This is a genomic window from Halopseudomonas xinjiangensis, from assembly GCF_900104945.1.
Classification (GTDB): Bacteria; Pseudomonadota; Gammaproteobacteria; order Pseudomonadales; family Pseudomonadaceae; genus Halopseudomonas; species Halopseudomonas xinjiangensis.
In genome coordinates this window covers 2,590,663-2,606,407 of sequence record NZ_LT629736.1, presented here as the reverse complement: position 1 = coordinate 2,606,407, position 15,745 = coordinate 2,590,663, and the positions used below count along the sequence as shown (strand labels likewise).

Sequence of the window (15,745 nt, the reverse complement as noted above, 5' to 3'; positions counted from 1 at the left end):
CCTTACATAGGACAATTGCATGTTTTCTCACCCGCGTCGTCGGGTATATGAGGCGCCATGGGCTTTCTCGCGTTCGGCATCAATCACAAGACTGCAGCAGTAGAGGTGCGTGAGCGGGTGGCGTTTGCCCCCGATCAGCTCGCTGACGCGCTGCAGCAATTGCGCGAGGATACCCTGACACAGGAAGTGGCGATCCTGTCGACCTGCAACCGCACCGAAATCTATCTCTCGCAGGATCATCCGAACCCCGACGCGGTTGTTGAGTGGGTTGCCCGCTTTCACGGTATGACTGTCGAGGAGCTGGCTCGTTGCAGTTATCTGCATCGTGATGCCGGTGCGGTTCGCCACATGATGCGGGTGGCTGCCGGGCTTGATTCCATGGTGCTGGGGGAGCCGCAGATCCTTGGCCAGATGAAAGATGCCTGGCAGTCGGCGCGCACTGCCGGGACCCTCGGTCCGTACCTGGACAGGCTGTTCCAGAGCACCTTCAACACCGCAAAGCAGGTCCGTACCGATACCGCGATCGGCGAGAATCCGGTGTCGGTGGCATTCGCTGCGGTCAGTCTGGCCCGTCAGATCTTTTCCGACTTGCGCCGCAGCACGGCATTACTGATAGGCGCTGGCGAGACCATCGCGCTGGTGGCCCGCCACCTCTATGAACAGGGCGTGCAGAAGATCATCGTCGCCAACCGCACCCTGGAGCGTGCCGAGCTGCTTAGCGAGCCACTGGGTGGTCAGGCGATCCTGCTCAATCAGATTCCTGATGTGCTGGCGCAGTGCGACATCATCATCAGTTCCACCGCCAGCCCGTTGCCTATCCTCGGCAAGGGTGCGGTGGAACGGGCGTTGAAGGCACGCAAGCGGAGCCCGATGTTCATGGTCGACATTGCCGTGCCACGCGATATCGAGCCGGAAGTCGGTGGCCTAAGGGACGTCTATCTGTACAGCGTGGATGACCTGCACGAGGTGATCGAAGAGAACCTGCGTTCGCGCCAGGGGGCAGCCGAGGCCGCAGAGCGGCTGATCGATCTCGGCACGGACGAATTCATGCAGCGGCTGCGCGCGCTTGCCGCGGTGGACGTGCTGCGTCGCTACCGCCAGAAGGCCGAGCATTTGCGTGACCAGGAACTGGCGAAGGCTCAGGCCCGTCTCGAACGGGGTACTGATCCGCAACTTGTGCTGGCGGAAATGGCACGCTCGCTGACCAACAAACTTCTTCACGACCCCAGCGTACAGCTCAAGCAGATGAGCGCCGAAGGGCGCGCCGAGGCGCTGACGCTGGCCCAGGAGCTGTTCGCCCTGGACGAAGACACGCATTCCGTACAAGGCAAATCATGAAGGCATCTCTGCTGAATCGTCTGGACACCCTGAGCGAACGCTTCGAAGAACTGGCCGCGCTGCTGAGCGACGCGGAGGTGATAAGCGACCAGACCCGCTTCCGTGCCTATTCCAAGGAATACGCCGATCTGGAGTCGACCGTCCGTTGTTATGTCGAGTGGCGCAAGGTCGAGGCCAACCTGGCCGAAGCGCGGAGCTTGCTTAAGGATAGCGATCCGGACATGCGCGAGATGGCCGAAGAGGATCTCCGCGAATCGAGCGAGCGGCAGGCGGAACTCGAAGTCGAGCTCAATCGACTGCTGCTGCCGCGCGATCCCAACGATGAGCGCAACGTGTTCCTGGAGGTTCGCGCCGGGACTGGCGGCGACGAAGCAGCAATTTTCGCGGGCGATCTGTTTCGCATGTATTCACGGTACGCCGAACGTCAGGGCTGGCGCGTGGAAGTGCTCTCGGAAAACGAGGGCGAGCATGGCGGTTATAAAGAAGTCATCGCTCGGGTCGAAGGCCAGTCGGTCTACGGCAAGCTGAAATTCGAATCGGGTGCCCATCGCGTGCAGCGCGTACCGGAGACCGAGTCGCAGGGACGTATTCATACCTCTGCGTGCACCGTGGCGATCCTTCCCGAGATGGACGAGCAGGCGGCGGTCGAAATCAACCCCGCCGACCTGCGCGTGGACACCTATCGCTCCTCCGGCGCCGGCGGCCAGCACGTGAACAAGACCGACTCGGCGATTCGCCTGACCCACTTGCCGACCGGCATCGTGGTTGAGTGTCAGGAAGAGCGGTCTCAGCATAAGAACCGCTCCAAGGCGATGAGCCTGCTGCAGTCGAAACTGGTCAGCCGCCAGCGCGAGGCGCAGGAGCGGGAGATCTCCGACACGCGTCGCCAGTTGGTGGGCTCGGGGGATCGATCCGAACGCATTCGTACTTACAATTTCCCGCAGGGACGCCTGACCGACCACCGCATCAATCTGACGCTGTACAGCCTGGACCAAATCGTTCAGGGCGATCTGGACAACGTCATCGATCCGCTGCTGCGTGAATATCAGGCAGACCAACTGGCAGCTCTGGACCAGGGATGAGCGCGACCGTAACGGCTCTGCTGGCGCAGGTCGAGTTACCGGACTCATCGAGTCCGCGGCTCGATGCCGAGCTGCTGCTGGCTCATGTTCTGAACAAGCCCCGCAGCTTCCTGCGCACCTGGCCGGAACATGCACTGAAGCCTGATGAGCTGCAGCGCTACTCGCAGCTCGTCACCCGGCGCAGGGCAGGCGAACCTGTCGCCTATCTGCTCGGCCGGCAGGGCTTCTGGAATCTCGATCTCGAGGTAGCCCCCTCGACACTGATCCCGCGTGCCGACACCGAGACGCTGGTTGAGGCGGCACTCGATCTGGCGCTGCCGGCCGAGGCGACAGTGTTGGATCTGGGTACCGGCACTGGTGCGATTGCACTGGCTCTGGCTGGCGAGAGACCTGGTTGGCAGGTCCTAGGCTGCGATCGCGTAGACGATGCGGTCCAGCTCGCGACGAGCAATGCCAGACGGCTTGGCGCCCGCAATGCTCGTTTTGTACTCAGCGACTGGTTCGGCGCGCTCGATCCATCCGCACGCTTCAATCTGGTCGTTTCCAACCCGCCGTACATCGCTGAGAACGACGAGCATCTGGGGCAGGGCGACGTGCGTTTCGAGCCGGCCTCGGCGCTGGTCAGCGGGCCGGACGGGCTCGATGACATTCGGAGAATCATCGGGCAGGCACCCGCATTTCTCAGCGCGTCCGGCTGGCTGCTTCTGGAGCATGGCTGGGATCAAGCGGAATCGGTCGCCTCGCTGCTGGACAGTCGAGGCTTCCAGAGTATCTTCAGTCGCCGCGACATCGGCGGCCATCAACGCGTAACCGGAGGATACTGGCATGCAGGATGATCAGCTGCTGCGATATAGCAGGCAGATCCTGCTCGAGCAGGTCGACGTGGCCGGTCAACAGGCGTTGCTCCAGGCGCGGGTACTGATCGTCGGTCTCGGCGGTCTGGGCTCGCCAGCGGCGTTGTACCTGGCTGCTGCCGGGATCGGCACGCTGCTGTTGGCCGATCCCGATGAGGTCGACTTGACCAATCTTCAGCGACAGATCATCCATCAGGCCGGCAGCATCGGCCACAGAAAGGTCGACTCGGCGGTGCAGAGTATCGCGGCGCTCAACCCGCAGACGAAGCTCGTGCCGTTGCCGTTCGCCCTTGCTGATCAGCAGTTGGACGAGGCAGTCGCTTCGGCGGACGTCGTCCTCGATTGCTCGGATAATTTCGCTACCCGCCAGGCCGTCAATCGCGCCTGCTTCGCTGCCCGCAAGCCGCTGGTATCTGGCGCTGCGATCCGGCTCGAGGGCCAGCTCAGCGTTTTCGATCCGCGTCTCGACTCATCCCCCTGCTATCAGTGCCTGTACGGAACGGGCGATGAGACGACGTTGAGCTGCAGTGAAGCCGGAGTACTCGGGCCTCTTGTCGGTATGGTTGGCAGCCTGCAGGCGCTTGAGGCGATCAAGCTGATTGTCGGGTTCGGCGAGCCACTGGTTGGACGCCTGTTGCTGATCGATGCGCTCGACTCCCGGTTCAGAGAAATGCGTTTGCGTCGCGATCCGGCGTGTGCCGTCTGTGCCGTCTGTGCCGGTCGGACGAGCGATGCGTAACGCGCCTATCGGTATCTTCGATTCGGGCGTTGGCGGGCTTTCCGTATTGCGGGAGATTGAGCGTCTCTTGCCTGATGAATCGCTGCTGTACGTGGCTGATAGCGGCCATGTCCCCTACGGTGAAAAGTCGCCCGATTATATCCGCCAGCGCAGCCGGGCCATCAGCGAATTTCTGCTCGAGCAGGGGGTGAAGGCTTTGGTTGTGGCGTGCAATACCGCTACGGCGGCCGCGGTGGCCGATTTGCGGGAATGCTTCACGGTGCCCGTCATCGGAATGGAGCCGGCGGTCAAGCCGGCAGCGGCGGCGACTCGTAGCGGAGCAGTAGGCGTGCTGGCTACCACAGGTACGCTGCAAAGCGCCCGCTTTGCAGCGCTGCTTGATCGGTTCGCCGGCTCGGTCAGAGTGCACACTCAGCCCTGCCCGGGGCTGGTCGAGTTGATCGAAGCAGGGGAGCTGGCCGGGCCACGGGTGGAGCAGTTGCTGCTCGGCTTCAGCGCTCCCCTCGTCGAGGCGGGTTGCGATACGCTGATTCTCGGTTGCACCCACTATCCCTTCGTTCGACCGGTGTTGCAGACACTAGTACCCGAAGGCGTCGTGATCATCGACACCGGCGCCGCAGTGGCACGGCAGGTAGCGGCTCGTCTGGGCGAGCGTGACATGCTCGCGCAAGGGCCATCTCGGTCGGCCCGCTTCTGGTCGAGCGGCGAGCCAGAGGCGCTTGAGCGCGCGCTTCCCGCCTTGTGGGGCGGGAACGCAGCGGTATTACGGTTGTCCGTTTAGAGGTACGGGGCGACCCGGCAGGAATCATGACGCAAGGAACACAATCCATGAACAAACGCGGTCTGTTACTTGGCTGTACGTTGGTAGTTTCCAGCTTTACCCCCCTGGCCCATGCAATTGACGGCATCACCCTTGAGGCAGGTCGCAGCTCAGAATCGACCGACACCTATCGCCTCTCGGCCCAGTTCGACTTCGGCACGACCCTCTGGCAAACGCAGTCGCGTAATGTCCGTCTCGGCGGGTACTGGGATGCGGGTGTGGTGCGCTGGAGCGGTCTCGATACCACCAGTGTCGGCGTTTCACCGGTGCTGCGGCTCGAGTTCGGACAGGGCGGTGCAATGACTCCCTTCCTCGAACTGGGCGTAGGGGCGGCGTACTTCACCCGCAGCAGCATCAACAATGGCGATCCGGACCTTGGCTCGCGATTTCATTTCGAAGACCGGCTCGGTGCAGGGTTGCGGTTCGGCGGTGGCTCGGAGCTCGGCGTGCGCATCTTTCACTACTCCAATGCCGGGTTGAAAGAGCCTAACCAGGGCATCGAGAACGCAACGCTGTACTACCGGCTGCCCATCTGACATCCGACCTCGCGAGCAGGGCCTAGCTCAGGCCCTGCTCATCCTGCAGTTTCCGCAGACGCTGCTGCTGGCGATACATCCTGGCGAAGCCATGCAGCAGCGGAAGCAGGAACGCCCAGATCAGCGCAACGATAGCCAGCGTTTTGGTCGTGCCGAGTCCCAGACGGAAATCGGTGAGTTGCGCCCCAACCCAGTAGGCAAACGCGCCGGCGATCGCACCGGTCGAGGCCGTCAGCCACCAGGTTCGGCGCGCCCAGATCAAGCAGTGGTTCAACGTGGTACCGAACAGCGCCCAGGCCAGCAACAGCCAAAGCGGGACCAGGTCAGGGTCGCCTGGCAGGCGGAACAGATGCATCTGCAGCAGAAAAGAGTCCAGCGCGCCGCCGGCAAGCATGACCGTGATCACCAGCTTGCCTTCGTCTCGCCAGGAACTGATCCAGGTAAAGTGCACCACGAGAACCGCCAGTGGCAGCAAGAGCCACCAGGACGTACCGCCCAGCAAGCAAGCGAACCAGCCGATCTGAAACAGCAGGGCGTTGACGATCATTTTTGCCGGCATTTCATCTACTCTCGCTCGTTCTGGCAGCGGTTTCCCGTCCGCTTCTTCAATCATGGCTCATGATAAAGCATCCTGCGTCGATCGCGGGCTGGCGAACTCATCGGTAGACGATATTCAGGCTCCGCGAAAAGCAGCAATGGCTCGCTGACGACTGGCTTTGAGATCGACGATCGGCTGCGGATAGCCGAGTTCGGCGAGCCGTGCCGGGGAGAGCGGCTGATGTATTTCCCGCGGCGACAGCGAGCTCAGCTCGGGCACCCACTCGCGGATAAAACTCCCGTCCGGGTCGAACTTCTGCGCCTGGGTGGCGGGATTGAATACCCTGAAATAGGGCGCCGAGTCGGTGCCTGTCGACGCACTCCATTGCCACCCGCCGTTATTGGCAGCGAGATCGCCATCGATCAAATGGCGCATGAACCAGCGTTCTCCCTCCTGCCAGTTGATCAGCAGGTTCTTGCAGAGAAACATCGCGGTGAGCATGCGGAGGCGGTTATGCATCCATCCGGTGGCCAGCATCTGACGCATGGCCGCATCAATGATCGGAATCCCGGTACGACCGGTCCGCCAGGCTTCGAGCCCTTCGGGGTCGTGCCGCCAGTTGAAGTCCTGATATTCGGCGCGGAACGCTTCGCCGCGGGACACATGTGCGTAACACACCAGGATGTGTTTGTAGAACTCCCGCCACAGCAGCTCGTTGATCCAGCTCACCCCGCCGGGCTTGCCCGAATCGAACTCGCCGAGATTGTGGCCGATCGCAGCGTGCAGGCACTGACGTACCGAGATCACGCCACTGGCCAGGTAGGCCGAGAGCCGGCTGGTGCCGTCGATGTCAGGCCGATCCCGGGTGTCCTCGTAGTCTTCGAGCAGGTGTTCGGTGAATAGCGCGAGCCGGTCAGCGGCGGCGTGCTCCCCGGCGGGCCACAGTGTGCGAATGACTTCAGAGACTGCCTGAAAACCTTTTACCCGCTCGGGGACTGGATCCGATGCCATGTAAAGCGGTTGCTGGCGCTCGGGCGCAGGCAAGCAGGCCGGGAGTTGACGATGTAATGCGCTGTACGCCTGCTTGCGAAACTGGCTGTACACCTTGTACATGCTTCCGGACTGGGTCAGCAGGGTACCTGGCCTGAACAACGTCTGATCGACATGACGCTGGCAATCCAGGTCCGCTTCGGCGAAGGCGTCGGCCACCGCCTGATCGCGCAGCTGTTCATGCACGCCGTACTCGTCGTTGAATGACATGCTCGACGCTTGCATGCTTTCGGCCAGCTTGATCAGGGCTCGCGGCGCATCGCGCCAGTGCTCCACCTCGACCAGCCTTAGCGGGATGTTGCGTTCGCCCAGTTCGCGACTCAGCTCGGTCAGGTTGCGTAGCCAGAAATCGACCTTGCTGGCTGCCTCCTCATGCTCGCTCCAGGTCGCCGGCGTGATCAGATACACAGCGACCACCTGTCCCCGCTGGCTTGCTCGCCAGAGAGCGGTGTTGTCATGTACGCGCAGATCGTTGCGCAGCCAGCACAGATGAATGCTCAAGAAAGCTCTCGCAGTTCCTGATTGACCCAGGCATAGGCGCCACAGGGGGATTCGCCGGTGGGCACGATACCCAGTGCCTGCAACCCAGTGTGATGGATCAGCGAAGCGGGCCCGGCGAAATAGACTGGCAGGTTGGCTTGCTGCATAAGTGCCGGAAGCTCCCGTCGTAGCTGCTCGTTAGTGAGCGCCTGACTGCCGTAGAGCACCATTGCCTGCAATGGCTGTCGCTCGGCTACCAGCCCGAGTTCAGCAACTGGAATGCTCCAGTCCAGCAGCTCGACGCGGCGCCCGCTCTGGCTGAGCATGGCAGCCAGCAGCCAGAAGCCCGGCTGGCAGGAATCTTCGGAGAGGTTACTCAGCAACACCGATTCGCCGGGCTGCAGGCAGTTGTTGTGATAGATGCGCGCGGACACCCGGGCGCGTAGCCAGGTGCAGGCGAAGGCACGTTCTACCGCGTCGCCAAACTGACCGTTCCAGCGTAGCTCAAGGTCAGCGATGGCCGGTTCAAGCAATCTCTCGCAGGCCAGCTGCATGGGATAGCTGCTCATCGCCTGGTTGTAAACGCGATCGGCTCGCTCGGCATCGAATCCCAGCAGGCCTTCGAGCAAGCCCCGGCGCCATTCGCCCCAGGGCGAATCGTCAAGATCGAGCGACACGTTGGGTCGGCTCAGCAATTCGCGCACGTGGCTGACTGCTACGCCACGCCCCAGCCAGGCGACGATGGTCTGGATCTGTTCGACATTGTCTGGCGTATACAAACGATGCCCCTTGGGCGTGCGATGGGGCTGAACCAACCCGTAGCGCCGCTCCCAGGCGCGCAAGGTGACGGCGGTAACGCCAGTGAGGCGCGCAACTTCGCGGATCGGCAGCAGATCGACGCTTGGCATGTTCATGCAGCTTTCCTAGATCGCATTGCGCAGGCTCAGCTCGGCTGGATAAGGCTGCAGATACGCCTGGCTGTCCAGGTAGGCATCAGGATGGTTGAGCAGATGATGCTTGAGCAGGGTGACCGGGACGACAAGCGGGACCATCCCGAGTCGGTACTGCTCGATGAGACTTTGCATCTCCGACTTCTCATGGCCTGCCAGGGCACGTTTGAAGTGTCCCACGATATGTTCGAGCACATTGCTGTGTGAGCGACGACTGGCCTTGCGCTTCAACGAAAGGATCAGGTCGGCGAAGTAGTCCTCGGCCAGCCGCTGCAGATCGCAGTCACGCAAATTGGCGAGCAGCCGGCCAAGCCGGCGATAAGCGTCCGGATCGTGGGCCAGGAGCAGGTATTTGTGGCGAGAGTGAAACTCGATCAGCCGGACCCGGGTGAGGCCGTCCTCGCCCAGCTGCTTCCAGGCCGCCATGACCATCACGCGCATGATGAAGTTCTCTCGTAGCACCGGGTCATGCAGACGGCCTTCTTCTTCGACGGGCAGCAAGGGATTGGCCTGCATCAGCGCCTTGGCAAACAGCCCGCTACCGGTCTGCGGTGCAGGCTGGCCGTTGTCCTGATAGACCTTGACCCGCTCCATACCGCAGCTCGGCGATTTTTGCATGAGAATAAAGCCACAGAGATGGGGATGCGTCGCCGCCACCGTCTCGCCGTAGGCCAGTAATTGCTCGGTGATCTCCATACTTGCGTCTCGCGTCCCCACGGCACGGGGAGCGGAAGGCTCGCCCACCAGGCGAACCGGCTGGCGCGGTGTGCCCAGGCCTGCAGCGATCTCGGGACAGAATGGCACCAGCTCGAACCATTGGCCTAGCTGTTCGGTGCACAGGGACGAATGCTTGTGCCCGGCATTGAACCGCACCGGGCTGCCGGTCAGACAATCGCTGATTCCGATCGGTATGCGGGCTGGCGTCTGGGGGTCCATGGAAACCTCTCTTATACAAAACGTTGTACTTGTACAATAAAATTCTACACGAGCTATGCATTTGTACAAGCGAAGGCGTGGTCATCGCCAGCCAGGGATCCAGGTATCGAGGTTGGTCAGCTGGCGCCAGTCGACATCCATCACCCGTTCCAGATCGTCTACATGTTCCTTGACCACCATGAAGTGGCGTTCGCGGTTGGCCGGCGTTACCGCGGTCCATTTCGAATGCAGTAGCTTGGCCGGATTGATCCGATGGGCAGGAGCGCGCTTAGACGACACTGTCCGCCGCCTGCCGCCCACTCAACCAGGCGCCCTCGATGCGTCCCGAGAGACACCAGTCGCCACAGGCGTACAAGCCCAGCTCAGGCGCCGCCAGAGCACCCCATGCGCAGGGTTCCACAGAGCGGGCGTAGAGCCAGCGATGGGCCATGCGTTGGTCGGGTTCAGGCAGATTCAGCCCGAGCACTTGAGCGAAGGCCTCGGTCAGTTGCTGGGTGACATCATTTGCGCCGGTGGCTTCGTGTTCCGTGGCCCAGTCGGCACTCGACTGGATGATCCAGCTATCAGCGCCGGAACGGCCCGGTTTGCTGAGATGGCGAGATACCCAGTCCAGCGGTCCATGGCGAACGAAGCAGGCTTCAACGTCCGTTGCTAACCGTTGTGAAAACGATAAAGCCACCGTCCAGCATGGCGCGACACGTACCTGCGCAGCGGCCTGGGCCAGGTTGGGAGACGCCTTCAACAACGGAACCGCCTGGGGGGCAGGAGTGGCAACCAGGACGCGGTCGAAAGGACCGTATGCTCGACCGCCATCGTCCATCAGGTTCCAGTGCTGCTCATCGTTGCGCTGCAGTTCGACGATACGTACACCGCTTTGCAATTCGAGGCCTACGAGCAGATGACGGGACAACGCCGTCATCCGGGGCGACCCCACATAGCGAGTTTGTTCGTCAGGCGAGGCAGCGAGCCCGACGTCGTCGAACCGATACATTTTGGGAGACCATTCGGCAGCCCAGCCGGCATCCAGCCAGCGCTGCAGTTCGTGACGAAAACGCGGGTCCCGGGCGGTGAAATACTGCGCGCCCATGTCGAGTTCGCCGAATTCGGTACGCTTGCTGCTCATGCGGCCACCGCTGCCCCGGCTCTTGTCGTAAAGCTCCACGGAGTGACCCTTGCCGGTGAGCGTTCGTGCGGCGCTGATCCCGGCCAGACCGGCGCCGATGATGGCGATGCGAAGCGATTTCATAGGTTTCCCGATAGATAATGTTTGATTTATACGTAAGTTGTACATACAGGTATTTATGTATAGCATTGCCGATCTGCGAACTGACTTCAAGTTCGGCGGCCGTGAGCCTGTTACGTTAACGGTGGCATGATTTCGTTCCGCTGCAAGCGAGGAGTCCCACATGCATATTCTGTTGACTGGTGGTACCGGCCTGATAGGCCGGTCGCTGTGCGGAAGCTTTCTCGCGGACGGGCACCGGGTTACTGTGCTGTCGCGCAGGCCGCAGCAGGTTCCCGCGCTTTGCGGTGCAAAGGTCCGTGGTGTGGAGACTCTCACTGAGCTGAACGATGACGCCCCCGATGCGGTAATCAACCTCGCCGGTGCCCCGATTGCCGACAAGCGCTGGTCCTCGGCTCGCAAGGGCGAGTTGTGGGCGAGCAGAGTCACGCTGACCGAACAGCTGGTCGCCTGGCTGGGAACGCTACCCAGGAAGCCCTCTGTATTGATCAGTGGTTCGGCGGTTGGCTGGTACGGCAACACCGGCAGCACCATCATCGACGAAACACATCCCGGAAAGGCAGGCTACACCCACACGTTGTGTGACGCCTGGGAGACTGCCGCGCAGCGCGCAGCCGCCCATGGAATACGGGTGTGTCAGGTCCGCACCGGACTGGTGTTGGCGCCTGATGGCGGCTTTTTGCAGAAGATGCTGCTGCCGTTTCGCATGGGGCTGGGTGGGCCGATCGGCTCGGGGCGACAATACATGCCCTGGGTGCACCTGCATGACGAAGTGGGCATCATTCGGCATCTGCTTACTCACGAGCAATGCCGAGGCCCGTTCAATTCGACTGCCCCGAATCCGGTCACCAATCGTGAGTTCGCGCGAGAGCTGGGCCGGGCGTTGCATCGTCCGGCGCTGCTTCCTCTGCCGTCTGCCGCGCTCAAGCTGGGGCTGGGCGAGATGGCCGAGTTGCTCCTCGGCGGGCAGAATGCAGTGCCCCGCAAGGCGCTGGAAAGCGGATACACTTTCCGCTTCACCGAGCTCGAGCCCGCGCTGAACGACGTACTCGACTCGAAACACTGATCAACATGAGAGAGGTAGTACATGTCCGCACGCGGGGTATTGCTGGTTAATCTGGGCTCCCCTGCCAGCACCGAGGTGGCGGATGTCCGTCGCTACCTCAACCAGTTCCTGATGGACCCCTACGTAATCGACCTGCCCTGGCCTGCGCGGCGGTTATTGGTAAGTATCATCCTGGCCACCCGGCCGAAACAGTCGGCTGAAGCCTATGCTTCGATCTGGTGGGATGAGGGCTCCCCACTGGTCGTACTGAGCCGCCGCGTGCAGCAGGCGGTGCAAGCCAAGCTCGATATGCCGGTGGAACTGGCCATGCGTTATGGCGAGCCGTCCATCGAACGAGGGATGCTGGCACTGGCGGCGCGTCCCGGAGTCAGCGAAATCCTCTTCATCCCGCAATATCCGCAGCATGCCGACAGCACCATCACGACTTCGGTTCGCGAAGCCGAGCGCGTCATTGCCAAGCATGGACTCAGCGTTCGGCTCACGGTGATTCCTGCGTTCCACGACCGTCCCGGCTACATGGACGCATTGGTCGCCAGTGCAAGGCCGTACTTCGAGCAACCCTTCGATCATCTGCTGATGAGCTATCACGGGCTGCCGGAGCGCCATCTGCGCAAGGCAGATCCCACCGGTAATCATTGTCTGAACTATCCGGACTGCTGCGACCGCCCTTCGGTAGCCCATGCAACCTGCTACCGCGCTCAGTGCACGGCGGTTTCCAAGGAGTTCGCGGCAAGAATGGGGTTGGCTGACGGGCAATGGTCTCAGGCGTTCCAGTCACGACTTGGCCGGGCCAAGTGGATCGAGCCTTACACTGATGCGCGGATTGATGAGTTGGCGGCGCAGGGCGTCAAGCGGCTCCTGGTAATGTGTCCGGCGTTTGTCACCGACTGCATCGAGACGCTCGAAGAGATCGGTGACAGGGCGCGCGAACAGTTCATCGAAGCCGGCGGCGAGGAGCTCGTGTTGATTCCCTGTCTGAACGACCATCCGCACTGGATCGAGACCCTGGCCCAGTGGTGTCGGACCGAGCCGACTGCAGCCTAGCCGGCTTCAGAGTGCCTGGTCGCTTCGCTCAAGCCACTGCGACAGCGCCAGGCGGATGCCCAGGCCGATCAGCACCAATCCCATTGCCCGATCGAACCAGTGCCCCATGCGCGAAAACGCTCGACGCACCCGGGGATGACTGAACAGTACGGCAACCAGGCAGAACCAGGCCCCGGTAGCGAAAGCCAGATACAGCCCATAACCGGCTTGCACCGGCAACGGTGTGTCGTGCGAGATCACCACGGTGAACAAGGACAGGAAGAACAAGGTCGCCTTCGGGTTCAGTCCGTTGGTAATGAAGCCCTGGGTAAAGGCGCGGCGCGGTGACAGAGGATCGATCCGGCTGCCCTCGGTGTTAAGTACCTGAGGTTGCGAGCGCAGCGCCCGCAGGCCGATATACAGCAGATACGCCGCCGCCGCCCATTTCATGAGATTGAACAACCACACCGACTGCGACACGATCAGCCCGATGCCGAGCAGCGAATAGGCAACGTGGATCAGTATGCCCGTACCGATGCCTGCCGCCGTCATCAGGCCGGTCTGCCTGCCCAGGCTGACGCTGTTGCGAATGACCACGGCGAAGTCCGGCCCAGGGCTCATGACTGCCAGCAGATGCACCAGCGCAACCAACAGAAATTCTTCCAGATACATGGACGGCTCCGAGCAAAACGACCATTCTAAACGGCCTGACATCGGCAAGACAGGCACAGTGACCATGGCAAACAGCCTATCAGCGGTATTCCTCGATCTTTCCACGCTGGATCGTGACGATCTCGATCTCGCGCCTCTAGTCAGGGCTGCTTCAAGCTTCGCGCAGTTCGACACCACCACCGCCGAACAGGTCGCCGAGCACATTGGCGACCACCAGGTCGCGATCACCAACAAGGTAGTAATTGACGAGGCGGTGATGCAGTCTTGCCCGCAGCTAAAGCTGATCCTGATTGCCGCCACCGGTACCAACAATGTCGATCTCGATGCCGCGCGCCGGCGGGGCGTTACCGTGTGCAATTGCCAGGCGTATGGGACTTCGGCCGTGGCGCAGCACACGCTGATGTTGATGCTGGTGTTGGTGACCCGCTTCGAGTCGTATCGCCAGGCCGTACGCGACGGCGCCTGGCAGCGCAGCAGCCAGTTCTGTCTGCTCGATTTCCCGATCGGTGAACTGGCGGGGCGCACGCTGGGCATTCTCGGCTACGGCGAGCTGGGCCAGGCCGTTGCGCGACGGGCGGAAGCATTCGATATGCGGGTAATCGTCGGAGCGCTGCCCGGCCGCGAGCGTGCCAGGCGTCCATCCATCGACGAGCTGTTGCCGCAGGTCGATATGCTCAGCCTGCATTGCCCGCTGACCGAGACGACGCGGGGGATGATCGGCGCACCGGAGCTGGCGCGGATGAAGGCAGGCAGCTTCCTGATCAATGCTGCGCGGGGTGGGCTGGTTGACGAAGCGGCGGTGGTCGCCAGTCTGCGCAGCGGTCATCTGGCTGGGGCTGCTTTCGACGTGCTGACTGAAGAGCCTCCACGCAACGGCAATCCGTTGCTGAAGGCGAATGTGGACAATCTGATTGTCACGCCGCACAGCGCCTGGGGAAGCCGCGAAGCGCGGCAAACGATCGTCAACCAGCTGGCCGAAAACCTCGAGTCGTTCACGCATTCGGAACCGCGCCGCGTCGTCAGTTGAGGGCTGGTTCACAGTTCATGGCACATCACCCGTTCGGGTGATGTCTCGCCAAGCTTCGACCACTAAGCTTCGACCCCCAAGGAAAACGTAGCTGTTTCGTAGTCGGCTGCTTCAATCGCAGACTCACGGAAGAGCAACATGCCTCGATTTTTTTCGTCGCCTGCTGCGCGACGCCAGCTTGGTGTCAGCCTGCTGGAAGTCCTCATAGCCGTTCTGGTCCTGGCTGCTGGCGTGCTGGGCGCTGCCCAGCTACAACTCGCAGCGTTGCGCTATAACGCGGGTGCAGCGCATGCGACCCAGGCCAGCTTCATTGCCTACGACATGCTTGATCGGCTGCGCGCCAACGCCGACGATATCGAAGATTACGCCGGACTGAGCGTTAGTGGCTGCAGCGATCCGCAGCCGGCCACGGAGCTCGGCGCGCAGGATCGGCGCGACTTCGCTGCGGCGGTCGGCTGCCAGCTACCAAAGGGAGCCGGCAGCATCGTGGTAGCGGGCAATCAGGCTACTGTCACGGTGGGCTGGTCGGAGGCGCGCATCGCGCCTGACGAACCGGATACCCAGCTAGTGATATCAACCCGCCTCGGGGCCGGGCCGTGATCCGCGCGGACGTCCGCGGCGCGAGCGGCTTTGGGTTAATCGAATTGATGATCGCGCTGGCGCTCGGAGTGATCCTGATACTCGGCGTCACGCAGATCTTCATCGGTGCCAAGCACAGCTTCGTGGTTCAGCAGAGCGCCTCGACGATGCAGGAAAACGCACGCTTCCTGCTCAACCGCATGGCGCGCGAATTACGCATGGTCAACATGTTCGGCTGTCTCGACCTGAATCGCTTGCCCGCTTCGGTGGCCGCCAGCGTCCCGAGCGCGTTTGCGCAACCCATCGCCTATTCCGACGGCACGCTGACCATCCTCACCGCAGTCCCCCACGCTCAGCGATTTTCCGTAGCCAGCACACGTAGCGCCAGCGACTTCGGCGCGCGCTGGCTGCTCATCACCAATTGCCGGACCGCGGAAGACCTGCGCATCGGCACGGAAGACGTTCCGGTACGGCCCGGCGATGTGCTCATCCCGATCCGCCAACTGGAATATTCGGTGCAGGAGCATAGCGTCCGCGCGCGGCTCAACGGCAGCGGCAACCGGGAGACACTCATCGACGGCGTGGTGGCGCTGAACGTTTCGTTCGGGCTGTCGGCAACCGTTGATGAAGCACACGTCAGCGGTGCCTACGTCAGCGCGATCGACCCCACCGATTTCCCACGAGTCCGCAGTGTGCGGCTCGAACTACAGCTCAGCGACAATCCCGATGATCCGGATGCGGGTGATGTCCGCGCTGCGACCTACTCGCTGGTCGCGACATTGCGCAACCGGACGAACTGAGGCAACAAGGAG

Annotated in this window: 18 protein-coding genes; 11 read left to right on the top strand and 7 right to left on the bottom strand. The window is 62.1% G+C overall.

Annotation, left to right across the window (positions count from 1 at the left end):
* Positions 1-57: 57 nt before the first annotated feature.
* Genes hemA through BLT85_RS12060 form a run of 6 tightly spaced genes read left to right on the top strand, consistent with a single transcriptional unit; the run spans position 58 to position 5,369 of the window.
* On the top strand, positions 58-1,338 hold the full coding sequence (gene hemA, locus BLT85_RS12085) for a glutamyl-tRNA reductase (protein WP_093395115.1): 1,281 nt from the start codon (positions 58-60) through the stop codon (positions 1,336-1,338).
* On the top strand, positions 1,335-2,420 hold the full coding sequence (prfA, locus tag BLT85_RS12080; protein WP_093395112.1) for a peptide chain release factor 1: 1,086 nt from the start codon (positions 1,335-1,337) through the stop codon (positions 2,418-2,420). Before hemA ends, prfA begins: the two co-directional genes overlap by 4 nt.
* The gene (gene prmC / locus BLT85_RS12075; protein WP_093395110.1) at positions 2,417-3,256 is read left to right on the top strand and encodes a peptide chain release factor N(5)-glutamine methyltransferase; all 840 of its coding nucleotides are present in this window, start codon (positions 2,417-2,419) and stop codon (positions 3,254-3,256) included. The genes prfA and prmC overlap by 4 nt, the downstream gene beginning before the upstream one ends.
* Positions 3,246-4,013, top strand: a complete 768-nt coding sequence (locus BLT85_RS12070; protein WP_093395108.1) for a molybdopterin-synthase adenylyltransferase MoeB — start codon at positions 3,246-3,248, stop codon at positions 4,011-4,013. The genes prmC and BLT85_RS12070 overlap by 11 nt, the downstream gene beginning before the upstream one ends.
* Complete coding sequence (gene murI / locus BLT85_RS12065; RefSeq protein WP_093395106.1) at positions 4,006-4,794, top strand: glutamate racemase; 789 nt, start codon at positions 4,006-4,008, stop codon at positions 4,792-4,794. The genes BLT85_RS12070 and murI overlap by 8 nt, the downstream gene beginning before the upstream one ends.
* A gap of 47 nt (positions 4,795-4,841) precedes the next feature.
* Positions 4,842-5,369 carry an acyloxyacyl hydrolase gene (locus BLT85_RS12060; RefSeq protein ID WP_093395104.1) on the top strand — a complete coding sequence of 176 codons (528 nt, stop codon included), beginning with the start codon at positions 4,842-4,844 and terminating at the stop codon, positions 5,367-5,369.
* A gap of 22 nt (positions 5,370-5,391) precedes the next feature.
* On the opposite strand, the gene BLT85_RS12055 is transcribed toward BLT85_RS12060, so the two are convergent.
* The 6 genes from BLT85_RS12055 to BLT85_RS12030 all read right to left on the bottom strand — a co-directional run bounded on the left by BLT85_RS12055 (position 5,392) and on the right by BLT85_RS12030 (position 10,569).
* On the bottom strand, positions 5,392-5,928 hold the full coding sequence (locus BLT85_RS12055; RefSeq protein ID WP_093397721.1) for a DUF2878 domain-containing protein: 537 nt from the start codon (positions 5,926-5,928) through the stop codon (positions 5,392-5,394).
* 114 nt (positions 5,929-6,042) lie between these two features.
* Positions 6,043-7,452, bottom strand: coding sequence for a deoxyribodipyrimidine photo-lyase (gene phrB / locus BLT85_RS12050; RefSeq protein WP_093397718.1), 1,410 nt, complete (start codon positions 7,450-7,452; stop codon positions 6,043-6,045).
* A 2-nt stretch (positions 7,453-7,454) separates the two neighbouring features.
* Positions 7,455-8,351 (bottom strand): MerR family transcriptional regulator, encoded by an 897-nt coding sequence (locus BLT85_RS12045; RefSeq protein WP_093395101.1) that lies wholly within the window; start codon positions 8,349-8,351, stop codon positions 7,455-7,457.
* Between the two features lie 9 nt (positions 8,352-8,360).
* Entirely contained in the window at positions 8,361-9,323 is a 963-nt protein-coding gene (locus tag BLT85_RS12040) for a YbgA family protein (RefSeq protein ID WP_093395099.1), read from the bottom strand.
* An 81-nt stretch (positions 9,324-9,404) separates the two neighbouring features.
* Positions 9,405-9,602, bottom strand: coding sequence for a TIGR02450 family Trp-rich protein (locus BLT85_RS12035; protein WP_093395097.1), 198 nt, complete (start codon positions 9,600-9,602; stop codon positions 9,405-9,407).
* Complete coding sequence (locus BLT85_RS12030) at positions 9,592-10,569, bottom strand: NAD(P)/FAD-dependent oxidoreductase (protein WP_093395094.1); 978 nt, start codon at positions 10,567-10,569, stop codon at positions 9,592-9,594. Before BLT85_RS12030 ends, BLT85_RS12035 begins: the two co-directional genes overlap by 11 nt.
* Positions 10,570-10,729: 160 nt before the next feature.
* Here BLT85_RS12030 and BLT85_RS12025 point away from each other — a divergent pair, with 160 nt between their 5' ends.
* The gene (locus BLT85_RS12025) at positions 10,730-11,632 is read left to right on the top strand and encodes a TIGR01777 family oxidoreductase (RefSeq protein ID WP_093395092.1); all 903 of its coding nucleotides are present in this window, start codon (positions 10,730-10,732) and stop codon (positions 11,630-11,632) included.
* A gap of 21 nt (positions 11,633-11,653) precedes the next feature.
* Positions 11,654-12,676: a ferrochelatase gene (gene hemH, locus BLT85_RS12020; RefSeq protein ID WP_093395089.1), complete on the top strand. Its 1,023-nt coding sequence runs from the start codon at positions 11,654-11,656 to the stop codon at positions 12,674-12,676.
* A 6-nt stretch (positions 12,677-12,682) separates the two neighbouring features.
* Here the strand turns inward: hemH and BLT85_RS12015 are convergent, their stop codons facing one another.
* Positions 12,683-13,327 carry a LysE family translocator gene (locus BLT85_RS12015; RefSeq protein ID WP_093395087.1) on the bottom strand — a complete coding sequence of 215 codons (645 nt, stop codon included), beginning with the start codon at positions 13,325-13,327 and terminating at the stop codon, positions 12,683-12,685.
* A gap of 64 nt (positions 13,328-13,391) precedes the next feature.
* Between BLT85_RS12015 and BLT85_RS12010 the strand changes: the two genes are divergently transcribed.
* The 3 genes from BLT85_RS12010 to BLT85_RS12000 all read left to right on the top strand — a co-directional run bounded on the left by BLT85_RS12010 (position 13,392) and on the right by BLT85_RS12000 (position 15,733).
* Positions 13,392-14,354 (top strand): 2-hydroxyacid dehydrogenase, encoded by a 963-nt coding sequence (locus tag BLT85_RS12010; RefSeq protein WP_093397715.1) that lies wholly within the window; start codon positions 13,392-13,394, stop codon positions 14,352-14,354.
* Positions 14,355-14,492: 138 nt separating this feature from the next.
* Positions 14,493-14,954, top strand: a complete 462-nt coding sequence (gene pilV, locus BLT85_RS12005) for a type IV pilus modification protein PilV (protein ID WP_093395085.1) — start codon at positions 14,493-14,495, stop codon at positions 14,952-14,954.
* Positions 14,951-15,733, top strand: a complete 783-nt coding sequence (locus BLT85_RS12000; RefSeq protein ID WP_157718176.1) for a PilW family protein — start codon at positions 14,951-14,953, stop codon at positions 15,731-15,733. The genes pilV and BLT85_RS12000 overlap by 4 nt, the downstream gene beginning before the upstream one ends.
* Positions 15,734-15,745: the final 12 nt, after the last annotated feature.

What these genes read in the sequence shown, in the direction of transcription:
- hemA (WP_093395115.1), top strand. Translation starts at nt 58, where the DNA reads ATGGGCTTTCTCGCGTTCGGCATCAATCACAAGACTGCAGCAGTAGAG.
- prfA (WP_093395112.1), top strand. Translation starts at nt 1,335, where the DNA reads ATGAAGGCATCTCTGCTGAATCGTCTGGACACCCTGAGCGAACGCTTC.
- prmC (WP_093395110.1), top strand. Translation starts at nt 2,417, where the DNA reads ATGAGCGCGACCGTAACGGCTCTGCTGGCGCAGGTCGAGTTACCGGAC.
- BLT85_RS12070 (WP_093395108.1), top strand. Translation starts at nt 3,246, where the DNA reads ATGCAGGATGATCAGCTGCTGCGATATAGCAGGCAGATCCTGCTCGAG.
- murI (WP_093395106.1), top strand. Translation starts at nt 4,006, where the DNA reads ATGCGTAACGCGCCTATCGGTATCTTCGATTCGGGCGTTGGCGGGCTT.
- BLT85_RS12060 (WP_093395104.1), top strand. Translation starts at nt 4,842, where the DNA reads ATGAACAAACGCGGTCTGTTACTTGGCTGTACGTTGGTAGTTTCCAGC.
- BLT85_RS12055 (WP_093397721.1), bottom strand. Translation starts at nt 5,928, where the DNA reads ATGCCGGCAAAAATGATCGTCAACGCCCTGCTGTTTCAGATCGGCTGG.
- BLT85_RS12045 (WP_093395101.1), bottom strand. Translation starts at nt 8,351, where the DNA reads ATGAACATGCCAAGCGTCGATCTGCTGCCGATCCGCGAAGTTGCGCGC.
- BLT85_RS12040 (WP_093395099.1), bottom strand. Translation starts at nt 9,323, where the DNA reads ATGGACCCCCAGACGCCAGCCCGCATACCGATCGGAATCAGCGATTGT.
- BLT85_RS12030 (WP_093395094.1), bottom strand. Translation starts at nt 10,569, where the DNA reads ATGAAATCGCTTCGCATCGCCATCATCGGCGCCGGTCTGGCCGGGATC.
- BLT85_RS12025 (WP_093395092.1), top strand. Translation starts at nt 10,730, where the DNA reads ATGCATATTCTGTTGACTGGTGGTACCGGCCTGATAGGCCGGTCGCTG.
- hemH (WP_093395089.1), top strand. Translation starts at nt 11,654, where the DNA reads ATGTCCGCACGCGGGGTATTGCTGGTTAATCTGGGCTCCCCTGCCAGC.
- BLT85_RS12015 (WP_093395087.1), bottom strand. Translation starts at nt 13,327, where the DNA reads ATGTATCTGGAAGAATTTCTGTTGGTTGCGCTGGTGCATCTGCTGGCA.
- BLT85_RS12010 (WP_093397715.1), top strand. Translation starts at nt 13,392, where the DNA reads ATGGCAAACAGCCTATCAGCGGTATTCCTCGATCTTTCCACGCTGGAT.
- pilV (WP_093395085.1), top strand. Translation starts at nt 14,493, where the DNA reads ATGCCTCGATTTTTTTCGTCGCCTGCTGCGCGACGCCAGCTTGGTGTC.